Annotated in this window: 18 protein-coding genes; 8 read left to right on the top strand and 10 right to left on the bottom strand. The window is 64.4% G+C overall.

The window, feature by feature from the left end:
• Positions 1–191: 191 nt before the first annotated feature.
• Positions 192–1,217 carry a hypothetical protein gene (locus TO66_RS25125; RefSeq protein WP_044464810.1) on the bottom strand — a complete coding sequence of 342 codons (1,026 nt, stop codon included), beginning with the start codon at positions 1,215–1,217 and terminating at the stop codon, positions 192–194.
• Positions 1,218–1,458: 241 nt separating this feature from the next.
• Positions 1,459–3,498 (bottom strand): TonB-dependent receptor, encoded by a 2,040-nt coding sequence (locus TO66_RS25120; RefSeq protein ID WP_044464809.1) that lies wholly within the window; start codon positions 3,496–3,498, stop codon positions 1,459–1,461.
• A gap of 369 nt (positions 3,499–3,867) precedes the next feature.
• Here TO66_RS25120 and TO66_RS25115 point away from each other — a divergent pair, with 369 nt between their 5' ends.
• Both TO66_RS25115 and TO66_RS25110 read left to right on the top strand, forming a co-directional pair.
• Positions 3,868–4,098 carry a VF530 family DNA-binding protein gene (locus TO66_RS25115; RefSeq protein ID WP_044464808.1) on the top strand — a complete coding sequence of 77 codons (231 nt, stop codon included), beginning with the start codon at positions 3,868–3,870 and terminating at the stop codon, positions 4,096–4,098.
• Between the two features lie 9 nt (positions 4,099–4,107).
• Positions 4,108–4,773 (top strand): Pr6Pr family membrane protein, encoded by a 666-nt coding sequence (locus TO66_RS25110; protein ID WP_044464807.1) that lies wholly within the window; start codon positions 4,108–4,110, stop codon positions 4,771–4,773.
• A gap of 222 nt (positions 4,774–4,995) precedes the next feature.
• On the opposite strand, the gene TO66_RS25105 is transcribed toward TO66_RS25110, so the two are convergent.
• The 3 genes from TO66_RS25105 to TO66_RS25095 form a co-directional block, all read right to left on the bottom strand.
• Positions 4,996–5,778, bottom strand: coding sequence for a siderophore-interacting protein (locus TO66_RS25105; protein WP_044464806.1), 783 nt, complete (start codon positions 5,776–5,778; stop codon positions 4,996–4,998).
• Positions 5,775–6,341 (bottom strand): PadR family transcriptional regulator, encoded by a 567-nt coding sequence (locus TO66_RS25100; RefSeq protein ID WP_044464805.1) that lies wholly within the window; start codon positions 6,339–6,341, stop codon positions 5,775–5,777. Before TO66_RS25100 ends, TO66_RS25105 begins: the two co-directional genes overlap by 4 nt.
• Positions 6,342–6,625: 284 nt before the next feature.
• Positions 6,626–9,733 (bottom strand): transglycosylase domain-containing protein, encoded by a 3,108-nt coding sequence (locus TO66_RS25095; RefSeq protein WP_044464804.1) that lies wholly within the window; start codon positions 9,731–9,733, stop codon positions 6,626–6,628.
• Between the two features lie 579 nt (positions 9,734–10,312).
• Here TO66_RS25095 and TO66_RS25090 point away from each other — a divergent pair.
• Positions 10,313–11,734: an amino acid permease gene (locus TO66_RS25090; protein WP_044464803.1), complete on the top strand. Its 1,422-nt coding sequence runs from the start codon at positions 10,313–10,315 to the stop codon at positions 11,732–11,734.
• Positions 11,735–11,796: 62 nt separating this feature from the next.
• On the opposite strand, the gene TO66_RS25085 is transcribed toward TO66_RS25090, so the two are convergent.
• From TO66_RS25085 to TO66_RS25065, 5 genes are all read right to left on the bottom strand, one after another.
• Positions 11,797–12,396, bottom strand: a complete 600-nt coding sequence (locus TO66_RS25085) for a hypothetical protein (RefSeq protein ID WP_044464802.1) — start codon at positions 12,394–12,396, stop codon at positions 11,797–11,799.
• Between the two features lie 9 nt (positions 12,397–12,405).
• Positions 12,406–13,005 (bottom strand): papain-like cysteine protease family protein, encoded by a 600-nt coding sequence (locus TO66_RS25080; RefSeq protein WP_044464801.1) that lies wholly within the window; start codon positions 13,003–13,005, stop codon positions 12,406–12,408.
• Between the two features lie 326 nt (positions 13,006–13,331).
• Positions 13,332–13,628 carry a cupin domain-containing protein gene (locus TO66_RS25075; protein WP_044464800.1) on the bottom strand — a complete coding sequence of 99 codons (297 nt, stop codon included), beginning with the start codon at positions 13,626–13,628 and terminating at the stop codon, positions 13,332–13,334.
• A gap of 72 nt (positions 13,629–13,700) precedes the next feature.
• Complete coding sequence (locus TO66_RS25070; protein ID WP_044464799.1) at positions 13,701–13,985, bottom strand: putative quinol monooxygenase; 285 nt, start codon at positions 13,983–13,985, stop codon at positions 13,701–13,703.
• A 63-nt stretch (positions 13,986–14,048) separates the two neighbouring features.
• The gene (locus TO66_RS25065) at positions 14,049–15,668 is read right to left on the bottom strand and encodes an FMN-binding glutamate synthase family protein (protein WP_044464798.1); all 1,620 of its coding nucleotides are present in this window, start codon (positions 15,666–15,668) and stop codon (positions 14,049–14,051) included.
• Positions 15,669–16,077: 409 nt separating this feature from the next.
• On the opposite strand from TO66_RS25065, the gene TO66_RS25060 reads away from it, so the two are divergent.
• From TO66_RS25060 to TO66_RS25040, 5 genes are all read left to right on the top strand, one after another.
• Positions 16,078–16,347 carry a type B 50S ribosomal protein L31 gene (locus TO66_RS25060; protein WP_044464797.1) on the top strand — a complete coding sequence of 90 codons (270 nt, stop codon included), beginning with the start codon at positions 16,078–16,080 and terminating at the stop codon, positions 16,345–16,347.
• A gap of 211 nt (positions 16,348–16,558) precedes the next feature.
• Positions 16,559–17,929, top strand: a complete 1,371-nt coding sequence (locus TO66_RS25055) for an HD domain-containing phosphohydrolase (protein WP_044464796.1) — start codon at positions 16,559–16,561, stop codon at positions 17,927–17,929.
• Between the two features lie 58 nt (positions 17,930–17,987).
• Positions 17,988–18,422, top strand: coding sequence for an NUDIX domain-containing protein (locus TO66_RS25050; RefSeq protein WP_044464795.1), 435 nt, complete (start codon positions 17,988–17,990; stop codon positions 18,420–18,422).
• A gap of 25 nt (positions 18,423–18,447) precedes the next feature.
• A complete protein-coding gene (locus TO66_RS25045; RefSeq protein ID WP_044464794.1) occupies positions 18,448–19,086 on the top strand; it encodes a LysE family translocator in 639 nt (212 codons plus the stop codon).
• Between the two features lie 33 nt (positions 19,087–19,119).
• Positions 19,120–19,629, top strand: a complete 510-nt coding sequence (locus TO66_RS25040) for a GNAT family N-acetyltransferase (RefSeq protein ID WP_044464793.1) — start codon at positions 19,120–19,122, stop codon at positions 19,627–19,629.
• Positions 19,630–19,640 lie beyond the last annotated feature (11 nt).

Below are 19,640 nucleotides of genomic sequence, written 5' to 3'. Positions count from 1 at the left end.
GGATCGCAGCGGCAGCTACTGTTTTTAAGGACGAAAATCGATTCAGCTTTGGCGGCGGGAAGGATAAAGCGCCTTCTCATGGAGAGAAAGCGCTTTTCGTGACATGAATCATTTCGGATTCGGTAACAGTATGTCTTTGCGCGCAGCCGGCGTGGCGCCGTTGTTTTTCCAGGCGCGCTCGACGACCTGCTTCAGACTTCCTTTCTCCAGCCGGAGAAGGTGATGGAGGTGCCTTCTTCCTCTTTATCCTTGATCTCGATCTGATAAGTACCGCCGCCCGCCACGCCCTCGATCAGCGCTTTTTCGTCATTGGCCCGCAGCTCGGCGCCTTTTGCCTGTTGCTGGTAGAACTTCACGACGTCGGGGAACGGCGTGTAGGTTTGCAGCAGCACCTCGAAATCATGCCGCGGCCTGCCCGCCATTTCGTCGTAGTCGCCGTAAATCGGCGCGCCTTTGAGGCCCGGCGTGGTGAACACGCCGTCCACGCCAGCGCCCACCAGGTGGGAGTTCCTGGGCAGCAGCCCGAGCATCGCCTGCGGGAAGTCGGCAGGCAGTTGCGCGGCATTCCAGGAGTCTTTTTTCGGTGCCGTGGTGATGTACTCGACGGTGGCGATCTTTTGCGCCTTGGCACGGGTTTCGGGGTCTTCGCTTTCGGCCCAGTACGCGACCATGGGCGGCAGCTCCTTGCTCCAGGCAATGATCGGCTCGGCGTCACTCTTCTTCGCGTCTTTGGCCTGGAAGACGGTCAGCACGGTTTCCGGCCCCGGGTTGCAGGACAACGATTCTTCCCTGGACTTGACGGTGCAGTGTCCATTCACCAGGCCAACGGCGAGCAGTTGCCCCTTGTCGTCCAGCAGCAGGGCGGCGCGTTCGTCGCCATGATTGCCGTCGTCCATGGCGGTGAGCATTTTGCGTCCGGCGGGCACGCCCTCGGTAAAGGTCGTGAACTCCGAATCGAGGGCTTCCAGGACCTGGGTCACGATCAGGGTGTTGTCGTTGGTGAAGCTGCCGGTGGCATAGCCGATGAAATCAACCAGGGCCGCGCGGACCGCCGGATCTTCATTGAGCTGCGGCGGGCGTGCCGGGGCGGGGGCGTCGGTGAGCAGCAGCACGGTGCTGCCATCCGCGCGTTTTTCCGAGTGAAGCGACAGCGCGGCGGCATCCAGCGAGCAGGTCAAGGCCAGGAGCGCGGCGAGCGAGCGTGTGAGGTTGAGCAAGGGGCATTCCTTTGTGGGGTGGAGATCCGTTTCTGCAGCAGGTTGCGTGTCGAGGGCCGGGCTTCGGGCCGGTAGGGTGGGGACGCAACCGTGGAACAGGTGGCGCATTTTGCCGGGTCATGGTCCGGCGGTACAGCCGGAAATGGCAGAACGCCATGGGGCTGCGGTTCTAAGGTGTGAGCCGAGGGGATTCATCGCAGGGGGAATCGCAGCCCGAAGGCTGCGATTTTCTGGCGCTGGGTCAGAAGGTGGTGCGCAGGCCGAACTCGACGCTGCGGCCCTGGGCCGGGGCGATGTCGCGCAGGATCGAGCTGGCGTAACGCACAGTCTGGTTGGTCAGGTTCTCGCCCTTGACGAAGGCCAGCCACTGGCTGCTGCCGATGTCGAAGTGATAGCCGGCACTGGCGCCGAGGGTGGTGTAGCCGTCGGTGCCGCTTTCGTTGTCGGGCACGCGACCCTGGCTGGCGGCGTGTTCGACATCGATGCGCGCCTGCCAGCGGTCCAGTTCCCACAGCAGGCCGCTGTTCAGGCGCAACGGGGCGATGCGCGGCAGGGCTTCGCCGTTGTCCAGGTTCTTGGCCCGGGTGTAGTCGCCGGACAGTTCCAGGGCGAATTTGCCGTAGGCGCTTTCGCCGAGTTTCCAGTGGTCCTGGGCCTCGATCCCGGCAAACCGCGCGCGGACTCCGGAGTAGGTGTATTCCGGCATGCCGCCGGCGTCTTCCTCGCCTTCGTCGTTGAGGGTGCGGCCGCTGCCGAGCAATCCGATGTAGTTGGAGAAGTGGCTGTAGAACACCCCGACGCTGCCTTTATGGGTGCCGTTGTCGAAACGCAGGGCCAGGTCGCTGGACACGGCTTTTTCCTTCGACAGGTTGGCGTCGCCGATTTCATAGGTGCCGGTCGCCACGTGGGCGCCGTTGGCGTACAGCTCGTAGAAGGTCGGCGCGCGTTCGGTGTAGCCCAGGGTGGCGGCCACGGACCAGATCGGCGTCAGGGTATAGACCGCGCCGGACGATAGGCTGCCGGCGGTGAAGCTGCTGGCGTTGTCGGCCTGGCTGAAGCGCTCGTTGCCTTTGCTGTCCGGGTCGACGCGGGTGTGTTCCAGGCGCCCGCCGAGGCTCAGCTTCAGGCGCTCGGTGGCTTGCAGCTCTTCGAGGATGAACAGTGCGGCGCTGTCGGTGTCGGTCTGCGGTACGAAGGCTTCTTCGCCGAGGGCGGAGAATTCGCTGCGGCTGACCTGGGTGCCGATGACCCCGTTGAGTGGGCCCAGGGGCTGGTGGCGGGCTTCGACGCGGGCTTCGTAGCCCTTGTTCTTGAAAATGGTGCCGGTCTCGCCGCCTTCGATTTCCCGGTGCTCGTAATCGGTGTAGCCGGCGTCGAATTTCAGCGAACTGAAAGGACCGTCGAGGTTGCGCAGTTCCGAGGCGAAGGCGTAGTGATCCTGCTTCATGCGGATACGCACATCGTCTTCGGCGGGGGAGCCGTAGTTGGAGTCGTAGTTGCTGTAGGACAGCCCGGCGTAACCGTCGTCCCAGGTGTAGGAGCCGCCGACGGCGCCGCCATCCTGACGGCCGTCGCTGTTGCCCAGGCGGCCTTTCTTGCCGTCGCCGTCTTCACTGGGCGGGGCGTGGCGGCTGCGGGCGTAGCCGGGAATCTTCAGGTCGTTGAATTGCCGCGAGTTGGCATCCAGGTGCAAGGCGAATGTGCCGTTGCCGGCTTCCAGCTTGCCGGCGCTGCTGCGGGTGGTGTCGGCGCCGCCGTAGCGCAGTTCACCGGCCCCATGGATACCTTCGATGGCTTCGGTGGGGATGCGGTTGTCGAAGGTGTTGACCACGCCGCCGATGGCGCTGCCGCCGTACAGCAGGGCTGCCGGGCCGCGGACGATCTCGATGCGGTCGACGTTGACCGGGTCCAGCGGCACGGCGTGATCGTAGGACAGCGACGAGGCGTCCAGGGCGCCCACGCCGTTGCGCAGCAGGCGGATGCGATCGCCATCCAGGCCGCGAATGATCGGCCGGCTGGCGCCCGGGCCGAAGTAGGACGAAGACACGCCCGGCTGCTTGTTCAAGGTTTCGCCCAGGCTGCCTTGTTGTTGCAGGGTCAGGTCGTCGCCTTCCAGGACCGTGCTTGGCGCGGCCGTTTGCTGGCTGCCCAGCGGGTTGGCGGTGATGACCTGCGGCTGCAACTCCAGGGCGTGGGCCTGGGAGCCGAGCAGCAAGGCGGCGGAGAGCGGCGTCAGGCGCCAGAGTAATGAGCGGGAGGGGCGGTGGGTGTAGAGGGACATCGGTCATTCCTTGGCAAGCGTAGCGGCGGGGCGCTTTGAGTCAAAAGAGAACAGGCCGACACGGCGAAGTGTCTGGATCGGGGGGGTTGTCTTGTATTGATACAATATAACATCTCTTTTTGTGTAAAAAGAAAGGAACTTTTTCAGACATCTTTTTCCGTAGGAGCGAGGCTTGCCCGCGATCAACGACGACGCGGTGCATCAGGCAGTACGCGGTGCCTGCATCGCGGGCAAGCCTCGCTCCTACAGGGGGGGCGGTGTCCGGGATCTCACCTACAGTTATTCGGTAACCGCACCGGCCCTTCCACCGGATCGACGCCTCGGCTAAGGTGCGCGACTTTCCTTTTTCCTCTTGCTCGAAGGCCCGGCATGACTGCAACGAACAACGACCCGCTGCACGGCGTCACCCTGGAACAGATCCTCAAGGCGCTGGTGGAGCATTACCAATGGCAGGGGTTGGCCGAGCGTATCGATATCCGTTGCTTCAAGAGCGACCCGAGCATCAAGTCGAGCCTGACCTTCCTGCGCAAAACACCCTGGGCGCGGGAGAAGGTCGAACAGTTGTACGTGAAGTTGCAGCGCACCAAACGCCCGCTCTAAGGCCATCCGATGGCGCTCGAACCGGTTTTTCCCGCAGGCGGCAAGCGCTTGTTCACGGCGCTGGCAGCCGTGCTCGGCTGGGCGGGGCTGACGATCCAGCTGTACTTGATCCTCCATCTGCGCTGGACAGTGGAAGCCAGCCTGCTGGGTGGGCTGATCAACTTCTTCAGTTTCTTTACCGTACTCACCAACACCCTGGCGGCGGTGGTGCTGACGTGCGCCCTGGACCTGCGCCGCTCGCGCGGGCAGCGGTTCCTCCTGCAACCCTGGGTCAGCAGCGGGATCGCCGTCAGCATCCTGGTGGTGGGGCTGGCGTACAGCTTGTTGCTGCGTCACTTGTGGCACCCGCAGGGCTGGCAGTTCATCGCCGACGAGTTGTTGCACGACGTGATGCCGCTGCTGTTCCTGGCCTACTGGTGGTGGTGCGTGCCCAAGGGCGAGTTGCGCCTGCGGCATGTCGCCGGCTGGATGCTTTACCCGCTGCTGTATTTCGCCTATGTGCTGCTGCGCGGGCATGTGCTGGGGCTGTATCCCTATCCTTTCATCGATGTGGACAGGCTGGGTTATGCCCAGGCGTTCGTGAACGCGCTGGGGATCCTGGCGGGGTTCGTGCTGGTGGCGCTGGGGATTGTCGGGTTGGATCGTTGGTTGGGGCGTCGCTTGATTGTGCGGTGACGGGAAGAGCCGAGATTCCTGTAGCCGCTGCCGAGCCCGCGAGGCTGCGATCGAGGACGAAGTCCTCGCAAAGCCTGAGCATGTGGTGTGCCGGGAAGAACAGGTCGCCTGGTTTTACGACCGCTTCGCGGCCGATCGCAGCCTCGCGGGCTCGGCAGCGGCTACAGGGCCAATGTTGATCCGGGAGCCGTGCTGTCGCGATAGGCGGCGAAGCCGCCGCTTTTATTCTTCCTCGCTGCTGTCCAGGCGCCAGTAACCGGCGGCCTTGACGAACTCATCGTCCAGCCGGTGCTCGTCCAGCAGCACCCGGCGCACCTGGCGCGAGACTTTGCTTTCGGTGGCGACCCAGGCATACAGCTTGCCGCCCGGCAGCGCCAGCCCGCGCACCGTGTCGAGCAGGTCCTGGCTGCGGTCGCGCTCGACCCAGATCACTTCGACCTGCGCCGCGCTCTGCAATACCTGGCGTTCAGCCGCGTCCTGCACCTCGATCACCGCCAGCACCTGGCGTCCGGCCGGCAACTCTTCGAGGCGCCGGGCGATGGCCGGGATCGCGGTTTCGTCGCCGATCAGCAGGTAGCTGTCGAAGATGTCCGGCACGATCATCGAGCCGCGCGGCCCGCCGATATGCAGGAACTGGCCGGGCCGGGCCTGTTCGGCCCAGGTCGAGGCGGGGCCGTCGCCATGCAGGACGAAGTCGATATCCAGCTCGCCGGTCTCCAGGTCGTAACGCCGCGGCGTGTAGTCGCGCATGGGCGGCATCGCGCCGTTGTCCTTGCCCGGGCCCAGCACCAGGGTTTCCAGGGCCGCCTGCTGTTCGGCGTTCTGCGGGAACAGCAGCTTCACATGGTCGTCGCTGCCCAGGCTGATGAAGCCGGCCAATTCCGGACCGCCCAGGGTGATGCGGCGCATGCGCGGGGTCAGGTCCATCACCCGCAGCACTTGCAGGCGGCGGCGCTTGATCTCGTGGCTGACCCGGTGAATGGTTTTCGAATGGTCTGCGGTCATTGTTCTGACTCCTTGGGGGCTGGGCCGTCGACGATGGCGCGGGCCGTGTTGTTCAGCAGGTCGCGGACCCGCACGATTTCCTGCGGGTTCCAGCGTCCGTGGTGCATCTGCAGGGCGTGGCGCAGGTTGTGCACCGCTTCGTGGATTTCCGCCGGGCGATCGTGGCCGCGCAGCGAGCGCTTGCTGACGTCGATGCGCATGCGCACGCCGTCCAGAGCAATCGCCTGGTCCTGCAGGGACAGACGGCCGGCATCGGTCACGCTGTAGCGTTTTTTCCCGCCTTCGGCGTCGCCGCTGATCAGTTCGCTCTCTTCGAGGAAGGTCAGGGTCGGGTAGATCACGCCCGGGCTCGGGCTGTAGGCGCCGTCGAACATGCCTTCGATCTGGCGGATCAGGTCATAGCCGTGGCACGGCTGTTCGGCGATCAGCGCCAGCAACAGCAGTTTCAGGTCGCCGGGAGCGAAGACTCGCGGGCCGCGGCCGCCGCGCTCGCGTCCGGGACGCTTTTCAAAACCGTCATGGCCATCGCCGAATTCGCGGTGGTGGGGGTGGTGCTCTCTCATTTTCTCTTTCTCCTGTGTGATTAAGACATAACTTAAGATATATCTTAAAATCTGCGCAAGCCCTTTTACGCGAGCCCGGCCAGCCGTCTGTCGGAGAGAAAGAGTGGAAATACTTGTAGCCGCTGCCGAGCCTGCGAGGCTGCGATCGGTCGCGAAGCGGCCGCAAACCGGCCCCCCCGTTGCTCCAGATACAACAGCGGAGGCCGGTTTTGCGAGGACTTCGTCCTCGATCGCAGCCTCGCAGCCTCGCAGGCTCGGCAGCGGCTACAGGATAGGGGGAGGAGTCAGCGCTGGGCCAGGCTGCCCAGGCATTGGGTATTGCTGCCCGGTTGCAGGTAGGGCGTGAGAATCGGCGCCATGCCCTTGAGGACCTGGACCGGCAAGGCCGAGGTGAACTTGAAGGCTTGCGCCGAGGCACCCGGCACATAGGCGGTCAGGGTGCCGAAGTGGTTCTCGCCGATATAGAACACGAAGGTGGCGGTGCGGTTGATGGATTTCGAACTGAGAATCCGCCCGCCGGAACCGATGGCCTCGATCCGGTTGTCGCCGGTGCCGGTCTTGCCGCCCATGGCCAGCGGGGTGCCGTCGGCCAGTTTGAAACTGCCGGAAACGCGCTTGGCGGTGCCGGCATCCACCACTTGCGACAAGGCGCCGCGCAGCGCGGTGGCGACTTCCGATGGCATCACCCGCTTGCCCTCGGCCGGGTCGTTGGTGAGCCGGGTTTCGTAAGGGGTATCGGCGGCGAAATGCAGGCTGTCGATACGCAGGGTCGGCATGCGTACCCCATCGTTGAGGATGGTGCCGACCAGCTCGGCCAACGCCGCAGGGCGGTCGCCAGAGCTGCCGATGGCGGTCGCCAGCGAGGGCACCAGGTGGTCGAAGGGATAGCCGACCTTCTGCCAGCGCTGGTGAATGTCGAGGAACGCCTCGATCTCCAGCATGGTGCGGATGCGGCTGTCGCGCGCGCTCTTGTGCCGGCTCTTGAACAGCCAGCTATAGACTTCCTGGCGTTCGAATTCGCTGGCCTTGACGATCTGGCTGAACTTGGCGTCGGGGTTGTTCAGCAGGTAGCCGAGCAGCCACAGGTCCAGCGGGTGCACCTTGGCGATGTAGCCCTGGTCGGGCAGGTCGTAGGCGCCGGGGCCGTAGCTGTAGTAGAGCTTGTCGAGGCGCTCGTCGGTGAGTTTTTCCGTCAGCTTGGCGCCCTTGAGGTGCGAGCGCACGAAGGTGTTGAAACTGCTCTGGCTGGCTTCCGGCAGCAGATAGCGGTGCACGGCGGCCAGGCGGATCGCGGTCGGGTGCATGCTGTCCAGGAAGGTGTCCAGGCGTTCCTGGGTGTCCTTGTTGCGGTATTTCTTCCAGAACCGCAGCAGGAACGAGGTGCCCTCGCGGTCGGCGAACCGGGCCAGGTACTCCTGGCGCCGCGGGTCGCCGTCGTCCTTGAGCAGGGCGGCACTGTTGTTGGGGCCGGCGTAGGTGCTGTAGCGCACCAGGTCGCGCATCAGGCGGATGAACGGCAGGTTGATGGATTCGCGCAAGGCGTCGCGCAGGGTCGGCAGGCGGCCGTTGTCTTCCTTGCGGAAGTTATGAAAGGTGTGCAGCCCGCCGCCGGTGAAGAAGCTTTCGCCGGGGCTGGCCGAGTATTTGCGATCCAGGGCCGCCTCGAGCATTTTCGGCAGGCTGCGATCGTTGTTCTGGATCAGGTAGTCCACGGCCCAGCGGCTCAGGCGATCCTGTTCGGCGATCTCGACTTTCTTCAGCGCCGCGGCCGTTTCGGCGCCGTACTGGTCATGCAGCTCGGCGATGATCTGCAGGTAGGTGGTCAGCACCCGCAGCTTGGCGGTGGAGCCCAGTTCCAGCTTGCTGCCTTCGTTGATGTCGAAGGGCTGGTCGGTGCTGTCGGTCTGCACCCGCACCCGCGAGCCGTCCGGCGTCAGTTCCAGCAGGGTGAAGCTGTAGCGGACCTGGGTGGTGCTGGTCGGGGTCAGCAGGCGTTCGCCGAGCAGGCCGATCTGGCCCGCGAACACCGGGTCGGCCAGGTGCTTGAGGTATTCGGTGGCCTGGCGTTGCAGGTCGCTTTGCAGGGTGCTGGTGGCCGACAGGTCGAGGCGGTCGAGGTCGTACAGCGGCCGGTTGAGCAGGCCGGCCAGGCGGCTGCGGGCCACGCTGATGCCCTTGTTGGTCTCGATCGGCTGGATCGTCGGTTGCTGCACCCAGTCGCGAAAGGTGGCCTTGCTCGCCAGGGCCGCAGCCGACAACGGCGCGTCGATCACCCCGTTCTGGGTCAGCAGGCGGATATGGCTGTCGGTGAGTTCGGCCAGTTCCTCGCGGCCCTTGGCCAGGTAATGCGAGGGGCGGCGCTGGGCGATCATCAGCGACAGTACCTGGCGCAGGGCCAGGCCTCGCTGCGCCAGGCTCTGCGGGTCGCTGGCGGTGCTCGCCAGCTGCTGGTTGACCTGGGCGAAGTCGGCGCCGTACCAGACCCGCAACCCTTCGGCCATGCCATGCACTTCGCCGTGGCCGGGCACCGCCGAGAGCGGCACGCTGTTGAGGTAGTCGCGGACGATCCGCCGCCGGGCCTCGAGGGTCTGCTCGCCGCCCTGGTAGGCGCGCACGCCGGCGGAAATCATCTGGCGGATCTTCTCCGCGCCGGAGACGGTCAGGCCGTCCGGGGAGTGCCGGTATTTCTCCAGTTGGGTGGCCAGGGTGCTGCCGCCGGCGGTCTGCCCGGGCAGGTGCAGCAGCTTGGCCACTTGCGACCAGGCCGCCTTGGCGAAGCGCGGCCAGTCCACCGCCGGGTTGGCCAGGGGCTGGTTGGGGTCGAGCAGCTCGCGGTTCTCGATGAACAGCAGGCTGTGCACCATCACCGGCGGGATGGCGGCGAAGTTCGAGTACAGCTGTTGCGGGTACTTGAACTGGTAGAGCGGCGCTGCACGACAGTCGGTGATCGACAGCCCGGCCTGGATTTTCTCGGAATAGGGTACGAAAAAGCCGCTTTCGCTGTAGTTCATCAATGAGGCCGAGAAGCGCGACTGGGCTTGCACCACATAGCCGCGCTTGAGCAGGCGCGGCACGAACTCGTCGAGGGCGCTGTAGCCCAGGCGCTTATCGAAGGGCCCGGCGCCGGGGTAGACGATGGCGTCGCTGGGGCCGGGGGCCATGGAATAGCTGAGGTCGGCGGCGAACTTGCTGAATTCGCGGGCCTGCAGTTTCGAGGTGCGTACTTCCTTGGAGGCGGCAAAGCCCAGGGCGACCAGCGCCATCAACAACAGCAGCCAGAACAGCCGCCACCAATGCCGGCTTGAGTGGGATTTTTCAGGGATAGGCGCTTCTTCCACGCGATCGGTTGGCACTACGGTTTTTCTCGAATCGGTCTGCCACAAAGCACCCATAGTCGACTGATCCATTCACGCAGATTGATCGGACTTGCCTGAAGCTTAGACGGTGGTGGCCGATGGTGAAAAATTTGTGCGCGGCCTGAAGGCATTCGCCTCCCGCTGTAGGAGCGAGCGTGCTCGCGAGGGTCGTCACCGATAGCGCGGTGGATCCGAAGCATTGCGGCGCCCTCGGTTCATCGCGAGCAGGCTCGCTCCTGCAGGGTATGGGGCGAGGCTAAAGAAGCCTGAGATAGAGCCATCATGACCGGTAAATACGCCCTAGGTAGGGGCATGACGCTGCCCCATGGCTGTGCAATACTCGGCGCCGTTCAAAAATGACAAAAGGCGAAAATCTCAGGTAATGCTCCTCCGCAAAACCCGCCAATACCGAGATTTCTCTCTGAATTTAGCTGCTTTTAGAGTGAAAAAGCCTCTCGCGAGCTTTTTATACTGCACGCCCCACTGATCTTGCAGGATTTGTCCTACAAGACGCGTCGGCCCACAAGGTCGACCCGCTCTGGCGGGCACGGATCATCCGTCCATGCCTTGCAGATTCGGTGGCTCATATCCAATAACAAGATGAGGTTGTACCCCATGCCCGTTGGCAACCACCTGCCCCACGGCGAGACCGCTCAAGGCGGCCCGCTGAAACGCGAACTCGGCGAACGGCATATTCGCTTGATGGCGCTTGGCGCCTGTATCGGCGTCGGTCTGTTCCTCGGCTCGGCCAAGGCCATCGAGATGGCCGGCCCGGCCATCATGCTGTCCTATATCCTCGGCGGCCTGGCGATCCTGGTGATCATGCGCGCCCTCGGCGAGATGGCCGTGCATAACCCGGTCGCGGGTTCCTTCAGCCGTTACGCACAAGACTACCTGGGCCCGCTGGCGGGCTTTCTCACCGGCTGGAACTACTGGTTCCTGTGGCTGGTGACCTGCGTCGCGGAAATCACCGCGGTGGCGGTATACATGGGCATCTGGTTCCCCGATGTACCGCGCTGGATCTGGGCCCTGGCGGCCCTGGTGAGCATGGGCTCGATCAACCTGATCGCGGTCAAGGCCTTCGGTGAGTTCGAGTTCTGGTTCGCCCTGATCAAGATCGTCACCATCATCGCCATGGTCATCGGCGGCATCGGCATCATCGCCTTCGGTTTCGGCAACGACGGTGTGGCGCTGGGGATTTCCAACCTGTGGACCCACGGCGGCTTCATGCCCAACGGCGTGACCGGCGTGTTGATGTCGTTGCAAATGGTGATGTTCGCCTATCTGGGCGTGGAGATGATCGGCCTGACCGCCGGTGAAGCGAAGAACCCGCAGAAGACCATCCCCAATGCCATCGGCTCGGTGTTCTGGCGCATCCTGCTGTTCTATGTGGGCGCGCTGTTCGTGATCCTGTCGATCTACCCCTGGAACGAAATCGGCACCCAGGGCAGCCCGTTCGTGATGACCTTCGAGCGCCTGGGCATCAAGACCGCGGCCGGCATCATCAACTTCGTGGTGATCACCGCGGCGCTGTCGTCGTGCAACGGCGGCATTTTCAGCACCGGGCGCATGCTCTACAGCCTGGCGCAGAACGGCCAGGCCCCGGCCAGCTTCGCCAAGACCTCGAACAGCGGCGTCCCGCGTCGCGCGTTGCTGCTGTCGATCTTCGCCCTGCTGCTGGGGGTTCTGCTGAACTACCTGGTGCCGGAGAAGGTGTTCGTCTGGGTGACGTCCATCGCCACCTTCGGCGCGATCTGGACCTGGGTGATGATCCTGCTGGCGCAGCTCAAGTTCCGCAAAGGCCTGAGCGCCTCGGAGCGTGCGGGCCTGAAGTACCGCATGTGGCTGTACCCGGTCAGTTCCTACCTGGCGCTGGCGTTCCTGGTGCTGGTGGTCGGGTTGATGGCCTATTTCCCCGACACCCGCGTGGCGCTGTATGTGGGCCCGGCGTTCCTGGTGCTGCTGACGGCCTTGTTCTATCTGTTCAAGCTGCAACCGAACGATGCGCGACAGGGCGCGGTGCGCTCGGCCTCGTAAGGCCAGTCTGCAAGACAGGAAAAGCCCCGGTCAGTGACCGGGGCTTTTTTCATGGTGGCGGGTCAGCTCCCCAACAGCCCGGTGGTGTCGGCATCGAACGCCGTTTTCGCCTGCTGCGCCGCGGCCCTCAACAGGGCCAGCAGCGCGGTTTCGCTGTACAGCCGGGTGCTCGCCAGGTGCTTGGGCGTCGGTTCGATCGGGATCAGCACGTCTTCATCGCGGGCGTGCAGCCAGATCGCCGCGACATGCAGCGCCGAGACGAACAGCAGGCGCAGTTCATAGGTCCGGCCCTTCAGGTGCGGGGTGTTCTCCGCCAGGTTCAGGGCATTGACCGTGGCCGCTGCCAGGGCGCCGTGGTTCAGTGCAGAGAACTCGACCTGGCCGCCGACTTCCGCCAGTTGGGCGTCGGCGATCGGCCCCGCGTCGCCGAACACCAGGTAATGCCAGTCTCCCGCCGTGGCCTGGGTGAGGCCCTGGCCCCGGGCCAGGTCTTCCAGGCTCAGGGAATAACCCCGGCAGGGTTCGGACAGGCTCACATTGCCGGACGTGGCCTGGGCGAACCGGCGATTGACACCGAAGCCCTGCTGGCGCAGCGCGGCCTGGAGCGCCGGGCGCAGAGCCTGGACGCCGTTAGCGGGCGCCTTGGGATAAGTCAGTTGCATGGGGGCCTCCTAGTTTTTGCGGGTGAAGTAGGTGGTGGTCCAGTTGCCGCCGCCGTTGTACGAGCGGGGGAAACTATTGAGCGCACGGGTCGAATAGCCGTAGATCGAGTCGGCAATCAGCAGATAGCCGCCGTTGGTGCCGTGGATCGCCAGGAAGTGCGCGCCACCGCCGAACCAGGCGCAGCGCAGGCCGATGGGGCGCCCCAGGCCGATCTGGTTTTCGATGGCCGACAGGGACAGCGAGCCCTGGCTCATGCCGCCAAAGCTGCGGGTGGTCCGCAGGGCGGAATCCAGGTAGCCGTACACGTTGCAGGGGCCCGGTTGGCTACAGCAGGAGTTGCGGCCCAGCTCGGCGTTGGCGACGCCGCACTGGGTCCAGGCGCCAGTGCCGTAGTAGTGGCCGACCGAGGCCGACAGGGCGGCCCAGCACCAGTTGGTCTGGGTCTGCTGCTGAATGTTGAAGTTGAGGCTGGCGGCGGCCCGGCCGGCGCGCTCCGCGTGGTGTTCGACTTCGTTCAGCCCGGCGTTGAACAGGCTGCTGGCCAGGCACTTTGGCAGCTCCCGGGCGGGGCCTGTACGGGTGAAGGGGGTGTCTTCAAGGGTTAGCATTTTTCATCCTCCATGAGTGAAAACAAGCGTCCAGCTTGCGTCGTCGTTGCATGTTTCGATAAAGCGGCATTGCAAGGGCCCTGGCCGGCTGACGGGGTTGCCATCCTCGATGGCCTGCTCCGGCCGGGCTCAGGAGTAACCTTAGTTGCGATATGCATTTGTGCAAATTATTTTATGCGTAAATGCAAAATAAGAGTTGTCGCACGGGGCGCGGAGCGGATCAGGCCAGTGGATAGTGGCACTCCCCGCTGGGCGACTACCGTTTCATCGTCCTGGAGGAGCCGCGGCCGATCACGACGCTGCGCTGGTGAAGGCCGGCCACCGGCCTAGACATCGATAATCACCAGGGTGCCATGGCTGCCGGGCAATACCGCGTGCGCCAGCCCGGCTTCGACCAGGTACATCTGGCCCGCGCCGACGCTCACCTCGCGGCCGGCGATGCCCAGGCGCAGGCAGCCATGGATGACCAGCAGGGCTTCGTTGTAGTCGTGGCTTTCTTCGGCGTGGGCTTGTTGGTCCATGCGCAGGACCTTGATGCGTGCCGGCCCGACCTGGCCCACCACGGAGGATTTCCAACTGGTGGGCAATTGGCTGGACAGTGAATCGAATGACAGCAGCGGCATGGGGAGCTCCCAGGAGTCAGGGGGTAGCGCTGTGCTTTCGGTGGTCCGGTCAAGCGGCGAGGGGGTGTTCGTTCAGAATTCGTCCATCAGCAGCACCCGGCCTTCCCTGGCCTGGAAGGCGTTGATCCGGGGCACCAGGCGGGTGAAGTGTTCGGTCTGGCAATGGGCGGTGAGCGCGGCGCGGTCCGGCCACTGTTCGATAAAGATGAAGTGCCCCGGGTCTTGCTGGTCGACGAACAGGTCATAGGCGATGCAGTCCAGTTCCTGGCGGGTTTTCTCCACCAGTTCGGCGTACCAGGGGCGCACGGTGTCGAGGTGTTCGGGCTTGATGAAGTCTTCGGCGATGACTTTGAGCACTGCGGGCATCCTTTGCGTAATGGAGAGGCAACGCCCCGCCGGGGTGGCGGGGCGCAGCGTGGGTCAGGCGGCGGCTTCGCTGTTCGGCTCGAAGCTGTCGGCGCGGGCCAGCTGCCACATGCGCGAATAGAACTCGCCATTGACCGCGCCGGTGAGCAGTTCGCCGGGCTTGAGGAACACATGCAACTGCGAGAACAGCTTGATCTCGGTGGCCGACATGCGCCGTACCAGGTGCTTGGCCTCCAGCTGCGAGGGGTGGGTCAGGCCGGCGGCGGCGAGCATCTCGGCCAGGGCCTTGAGGGTGTTGCGGTGGAAGCTGTACACCCGCTGCGCCTTGTCCGGCACCACCAGGGCACGCTGGCGCAGGTTGTCCTGGGTGGCGACGCCTGTCGGGCACTTGTTGGTGTGGCAGCTTTGCGACTGGATGCAGCCGATGGCGAACATGAAGCCGCGCGCCGAGTTGGCCCAGTCGGCGCCGATCGCCAGGACGCTGGCGATGTCGAAGGCGCTGACGATCTTGCCGCTGGCGCCGAGCTTGATCTTGTCGCGCAGGTTCAGGCCCACCAGGGTGTTGTGCACGAACAGCAGGCCTTCGCGCATCGGCACGCCGATGTGGTCGGTGAACTCCATCGGTGCCGCGCCGGTGCCACCTTCCTTGCCGTCGACCACGATGAAGTCGGGGAGGATGCCGGTTTCCAGCATGGCCTTGGCGATGCCCATGAATTCCCACGGATGGCCGAGGCAGAGCTTGAAGCCAACGGGTTTGCCGCCGGACAGCTCACGCAGCTGCTGGATGAAGTGCATCATTTCCAGCGGTGTGGAAAAGGCGCTGTGGCTCGACGGCGAGATGCAGTCCTCGCCCATGCGCACGCCGCGGGTGTCGGCGATTTCCTGGGTCACCTTGTGCCTGGGCAGGATGCCGCCGTGGCCGGGCTTGGCGCCCTGGCTCATCTTGATTTCGATCATCCGCACCTGCGGGTTCTGCGCCTGCGCGGCGAACCGTTCCGGGTCGAAGCGACCCTCGCTGGTCCGGCAACCGAAGTAGCCGCTGCCCAGCTCCCAGGTCAGGTCGCCGCCGTGTTCCCGATGATAGGGGCTGATGCTGCCTTCGCCGGTGTCATGGGCGAAGTTGCCGAGCTTGGCGCCCTGGTTGAGCGCGCGGATGGCGTTGGCGCTGAGGGAGCCGAAGCTCATGGCCGAGATGTTGAACACCGAGGCGGAGTAAGGCTGGGTGCACTGCGGGCCGCCGACCGTGACCCGGAAGCTGCTCGGGTCGCTCAACGGCGCCGGGCGCATGGAGTGGCCGATGAACTCGAAGCCCGATTGATAGACGTCGATCAGGGTGCCGAACGGCTTGTCGGCGGTTTCGTTCTTGGCCCGGGAATAGACCAGCGAGCGCTGGGCCCGGGAGAAGGGCAGGGCGTCGCTGTCGGACTCCAGCAGGTACTGGCGGATTTCCGGGCGGATGCCTTCGACCAGGTAGCGGATATTGCCCAGGATCGGGTAGTTGCGCCGTACCGCGTGCGGGCTTTGCAGCAGGTCGAAAATGCCCAGCAGGCTCAGCAGGGCGGTGACCAGCGTAATCGGCCAGAGCCAGTCATATTCGAGGAAGGGCAAGCTGGCGAGGGTGAAAATCACGCAGGCAGCAAAGAAGGCGTAGCGGCTCAGGAGGGACAGGCTCATACGGTTTCCTTGGTTCGGACTCTATAGATTTCGTTTTTTACGACTCATTCTTCTAAGTTGGCCAACGATCTTGTTGTTATGGGAAGCGGTTGTCGCGCGACAGGCGGGCTGCGCCTGCAGGCAGATCGAAAACAGCTCGGGCCGGGCCACGATTGCCCGGCTTGCCGTGGATATTCTTCATGGAGTTTCACGGGTGCAGCGACTGGCAGCTTACGAGCGATCTTGTGGAAGGAGCAACCGCTGCGCTTGCAGGCGCCGGTTTGCGGTCTTGCGCTTTCAGCGCCAGGGGATGAAGAGGCGGAGGCGCGCCAGGGGATTCAGGGGCTTTCTTGTTGCGACTAGTTCTCGTTTGCCTGGATTTATATGTTATTGTATAACGTATTGGATCCTGACCAACCCGGAGGTCCCCATGAAAGCCAATATCCATCCCGCCTATCGCACCGTGCTGTTCCACGACACCGCCGCGGACGTGTACTTCCTGATCGGCTCCACCGTGGACACCGACCGTACCCAGCGCCACAGCGATGGCCATACCTACCCCTATGTCACCCTGGACGTCTCCAGCGCTTCGCACCCGGTCTACACCGGCCAGCAGCGCAAGACCCAGTCCGAAGGCCGGATCGCCGGTTTCAACAAGCGTTTCGCGTCCTTTGGTTCGAGCAAGGCCAATCAGTCTTGAGAGGTGTTTTATCGCCAGCCCGCTCGCGCCACGGCGTGACCCTGTCGGGCGAGTGCGCTGGCGATGCCGCGTCCTGGAACCGGTTCTCGGATGAATGGTATTAAATGGCCATCATTGGGCCAGTAAAAACTTCTACGCTTGATTCAAGGACAAGGACAGCTGCTGCCACCGACAAGGAGTATGTGCACCGACGTTGACCCGAGGTGTCGCCATGGGTGAGCCAAGCGTTGCCGATTCCCCGCGCCTGTCCGGCGTCTTGCTGGTCGATGAACAACCCGGCGTACTGCAGCGCCTGGGCCAGTTGTTGCGCCACGAACCCTATGTCCTGCACCTGGCGTCCAGCGCCGCCGAGGCGTTGCAGATCCTCGCCCGCGAGCCGATCGACCTGCTGATGAGCAGCGCCCACCTGCCGCAGATGGACGGCGCGACGCTGCTGGCCCTGGCCCATCGGGACTATCCGGCGATCACGCGGATCCTGCTCACCGGCGAGCCTGACCTGGCGCTGATCGCCAAGGCGATCAACCAAGGCCAGGTCTATCGCTACCTCAGCAAGCCGTGGAATGACGATGAGATGCTCCTCACCCTGCGCCAGGCCCTGGCTCATCGGCATGCCGAACGCGAACGCCTGCGCCTTGAAGCACTGACCCGGCAGCAGAACGGCGAGCTCAAGGCGCTCAACGCGGCGCTGGAAAAGCGGGTTGCGGCGCGCACCGCCGAGCTGCAACAGACCGCCGACATGCTCGACCTGGCCTATGAGGAGCTCAAGCACAGCTACGCCACCAGCACCGAGCTGTTCTCCCTGCTGGTCAACCAGCGCTTGCCGCCCTCCCGGCAGACCAACCGGCAGGTGATCGAGCTGGTGCGGGCCTACTGCAAGATCCACGGGGTCGACGAGGGCAGCCGCCGCGACCTGGGCATGGCGGCGGCGCTGTACAACATTGGCAAGCTGGGCTGGAGCGACAGCATGATGATCGCCCCGGCGGACCTGCTGCACCATCCGGAGCGGGAGCGTTACCGCGATTACCCGAAACAGAGCGAGTCGCTGCTGATGACCCTGGAGCCGATGCAGGACGCGGCGCGGTTGATCCTGCATCACCAGGAACACTGGGACGGCAGCGGGTTTCCCGACCATCTCAAGGGGGAGGCGATTCCCTTCGGGTCGCGCCTGCTGAAACTGGCGGTGGACTTCGTCGAGCTGCAACGCGGCCTGATCCTCGAGCGCCACATGAACAGCGACGAAGCGCTGGTGTACCTGCGCAAATACGCCGGGCGCCTGTACGACCCGCAGCTGCTGGAGGATTTCGTCCAGGTCTGCGCGGCCTACCTGCGCGACGTGACCCTGGGCGATCCGTCGGTCAAGGTCCTGGGCTCGCGCGAACTGCAGGAAGGCATGGTGCTGGCGCGCAATCTCAACGCCGATAACGGCATGTTGCTGCTCAATGCCGGCAAAGTGCTCAACGGGCCGCTGGTGGACAAGCTGATCGCCTACGAAGCCATGGAGGGCGCGCGCTACAGCATCTTCATCAAGCTGCCCGACGAGGAGCAGGGTGTATGGAAAAAACAGACGCCGACTGTGTCGTGACGACCTCTTGCCGGCGTGGGATGCTTGCCGCCCTTCGCGTACCCGATCCAGGTTTTTCATGACTCTTGCCAGCGCCACCCCCCCTCTTATCCACATTGCCGCGGCCCTGCTGGTCGCGCCGGACGGCCGTACCCTGCTGGTGCGCAAGCGCGGCACCCAGGCCTTCATGCAACCGGGCGGCAAGATCGAGCCGGGCGAGTTGCCCAGCCACGCCCTGGCCCGTGAACTGGAAGAGGAACTTGGCCTGCGCATCGCCCCGGACGACGCCCGTTACCTGGGCCGTTTTTCTGCGCCGGCGGCCAACGAGCCGGGCCATGTGGTCGAGGCGCAATTGTTCCGCCTCGACCTGGACAGCGACCAGGTCACGCCTGAGGCCGAGATCGAGGAGGTGCGCTGGGTCGATCCGGCGAACGCCGATGAACTCACATTGGCACCATTGACACGCGACCTGATCTTGCCGTTCTATCGCGCCTCGCAACTGGCTTCGGCCTGATTTTTAGGACAAAGGATTGCCCATCATGATTCCCATCCACGACATGTTGATCTTCATCGCCGCCGCACTGCTGATGGTGCTGACCCCAGGCCCCAACATGATCTACCTGATTTCCCGTTCGATCTGCCAGGGGCGCCGTGCAGGTGTGATCTCGCTGGTCGGCGTGGTGGCGGGGTTCTTCGTGCACCTGTTCGCCGCGGCGATCGGCCTGACCGCGGTGTTCATGGCGGTGCCGCTGGCCTATGAAGTGCTCAAGTGGCTCGGTGCCCTGTACCTGATGTGGCTGGCCTGGCAGGCGCTCAAGCCGGGCGCGCGTTCGCCGTTCGAGGCGCAGCAGCTGCCGCCGGATTCGTCGCGCAAACTGATCCTGATGGGCTTTCTCACCAGCGCCCTGAACCCGAAGATCGCGGTGTTCTACCTTTCGGTCTTTCCCCAGTTCATCAGCCCGGAGCACGGCTCGGTGTTCACCCAGAGCATCATCCTCGGCCTGACCCAGATCAGCGTGAGCTTCAGCGTCAACCTGCTGATCGCGCTGTTCGCCTCGGGCATCGCCGCCTGGTTCGTGCACAACCCGCTGTGGCTCTCCACCCAGCGTTATTTCATGGGGTTCGTGCTGGCGGGGCTGGCGGTGCGTTTGCTGCTCGATCAACGCCAGACGGTCTGACCCGCTGGTTCACCCCGGGACCCGCCACCGACCATGATCATCCAACGCCTCGATACCACTCACGCCAGCGCCTACCGGGCGCTGATGCTCGAGGCCTATGAGCGCCATCCGCAGGCGTTCACCTCCAGCGTCGCCGAACGTGCGGCGATGCCCCTTAGCTGGTGGGAATCGCGCCTGGACAGCCCGCTGGAGCTGCTGCTCGGGGCGTTCGAGGACGACCGGCTGGTGGGGATCGTCGGGCTGGCGTTCGAGATCCGGGAAAAGGCCCGGCACAAGGCTACGCTGTTCGGCCTGTATGTCACGGCAGCCCAGCGCAACGCCGGGCTGGGTTACCAGCTGATCCAGGCGCTGCTGCAGGAGGCGCGCCAGCGCCCCGGGTTGCGTCTGGTGCAACTGACCGTCACCGCCGGCAACGACGCCGCCCTGGCCCTGTACCGGCGCTGCGGCTTCGTCCAGTTCGGCCTGGAGCCGCTGGCGGTACGGGTGGGCATCGAGTACTTCGATAAGCTGCACTTGTGGCGCGAGGTCGGTGCCGCACTTTGAGCCCAGGCTCG

Origin of the sequence: Pseudomonas sp. MRSN 12121, from assembly GCF_000931465.1 — a bacterium.
Lineage (GTDB): Bacteria > Pseudomonadota > Gammaproteobacteria > Pseudomonadales > Pseudomonadaceae > Aquipseudomonas.
This window is presented reverse-complemented; position numbering and strand designations above follow the sequence as displayed.

What these genes read in the sequence shown, in the direction of transcription:
- TO66_RS25120 (WP_044464809.1), bottom strand. Translation starts at nt 3,498, where the DNA reads ATGTCCCTCTACACCCACCGCCCCTCCCGCTCATTACTCTGGCGCCTG.
- TO66_RS25115 (WP_044464808.1), top strand. Translation starts at nt 3,868, where the DNA reads ATGACTGCAACGAACAACGACCCGCTGCACGGCGTCACCCTGGAACAG.
- TO66_RS25110 (WP_044464807.1), top strand. Translation starts at nt 4,108, where the DNA reads ATGGCGCTCGAACCGGTTTTTCCCGCAGGCGGCAAGCGCTTGTTCACG.
- TO66_RS25105 (WP_044464806.1), bottom strand. Translation starts at nt 5,778, where the DNA reads ATGACCGCAGACCATTCGAAAACCATTCACCGGGTCAGCCACGAGATC.
- TO66_RS25100 (WP_044464805.1), bottom strand. Translation starts at nt 6,341, where the DNA reads ATGAGAGAGCACCACCCCCACCACCGCGAATTCGGCGATGGCCATGAC.
- TO66_RS25095 (WP_044464804.1), bottom strand. Translation starts at nt 9,733, where the DNA reads ATGGGTGCTTTGTGGCAGACCGATTCGAGAAAAACCGTAGTGCCAACC.
- TO66_RS25090 (WP_044464803.1), top strand. Translation starts at nt 10,313, where the DNA reads ATGCCCGTTGGCAACCACCTGCCCCACGGCGAGACCGCTCAAGGCGGC.
- TO66_RS25085 (WP_044464802.1), bottom strand. Translation starts at nt 12,396, where the DNA reads ATGCAACTGACTTATCCCAAGGCGCCCGCTAACGGCGTCCAGGCTCTG.
- TO66_RS25080 (WP_044464801.1), bottom strand. Translation starts at nt 13,005, where the DNA reads ATGCTAACCCTTGAAGACACCCCCTTCACCCGTACAGGCCCCGCCCGG.
- TO66_RS25075 (WP_044464800.1), bottom strand. Translation starts at nt 13,628, where the DNA reads ATGCCGCTGCTGTCATTCGATTCACTGTCCAGCCAATTGCCCACCAGT.
- TO66_RS25065 (WP_044464798.1), bottom strand. Translation starts at nt 15,668, where the DNA reads ATGAGCCTGTCCCTCCTGAGCCGCTACGCCTTCTTTGCTGCCTGCGTG.
- TO66_RS25060 (WP_044464797.1), top strand. Translation starts at nt 16,078, where the DNA reads ATGAAAGCCAATATCCATCCCGCCTATCGCACCGTGCTGTTCCACGAC.
- TO66_RS25055 (WP_044464796.1), top strand. Translation starts at nt 16,559, where the DNA reads ATGGGTGAGCCAAGCGTTGCCGATTCCCCGCGCCTGTCCGGCGTCTTG.
- TO66_RS25050 (WP_044464795.1), top strand. Translation starts at nt 17,988, where the DNA reads ATGACTCTTGCCAGCGCCACCCCCCCTCTTATCCACATTGCCGCGGCC.
- TO66_RS25045 (WP_044464794.1), top strand. Translation starts at nt 18,448, where the DNA reads ATGATTCCCATCCACGACATGTTGATCTTCATCGCCGCCGCACTGCTG.
- TO66_RS25040 (WP_044464793.1), top strand. Translation starts at nt 19,120, where the DNA reads ATGATCATCCAACGCCTCGATACCACTCACGCCAGCGCCTACCGGGCG.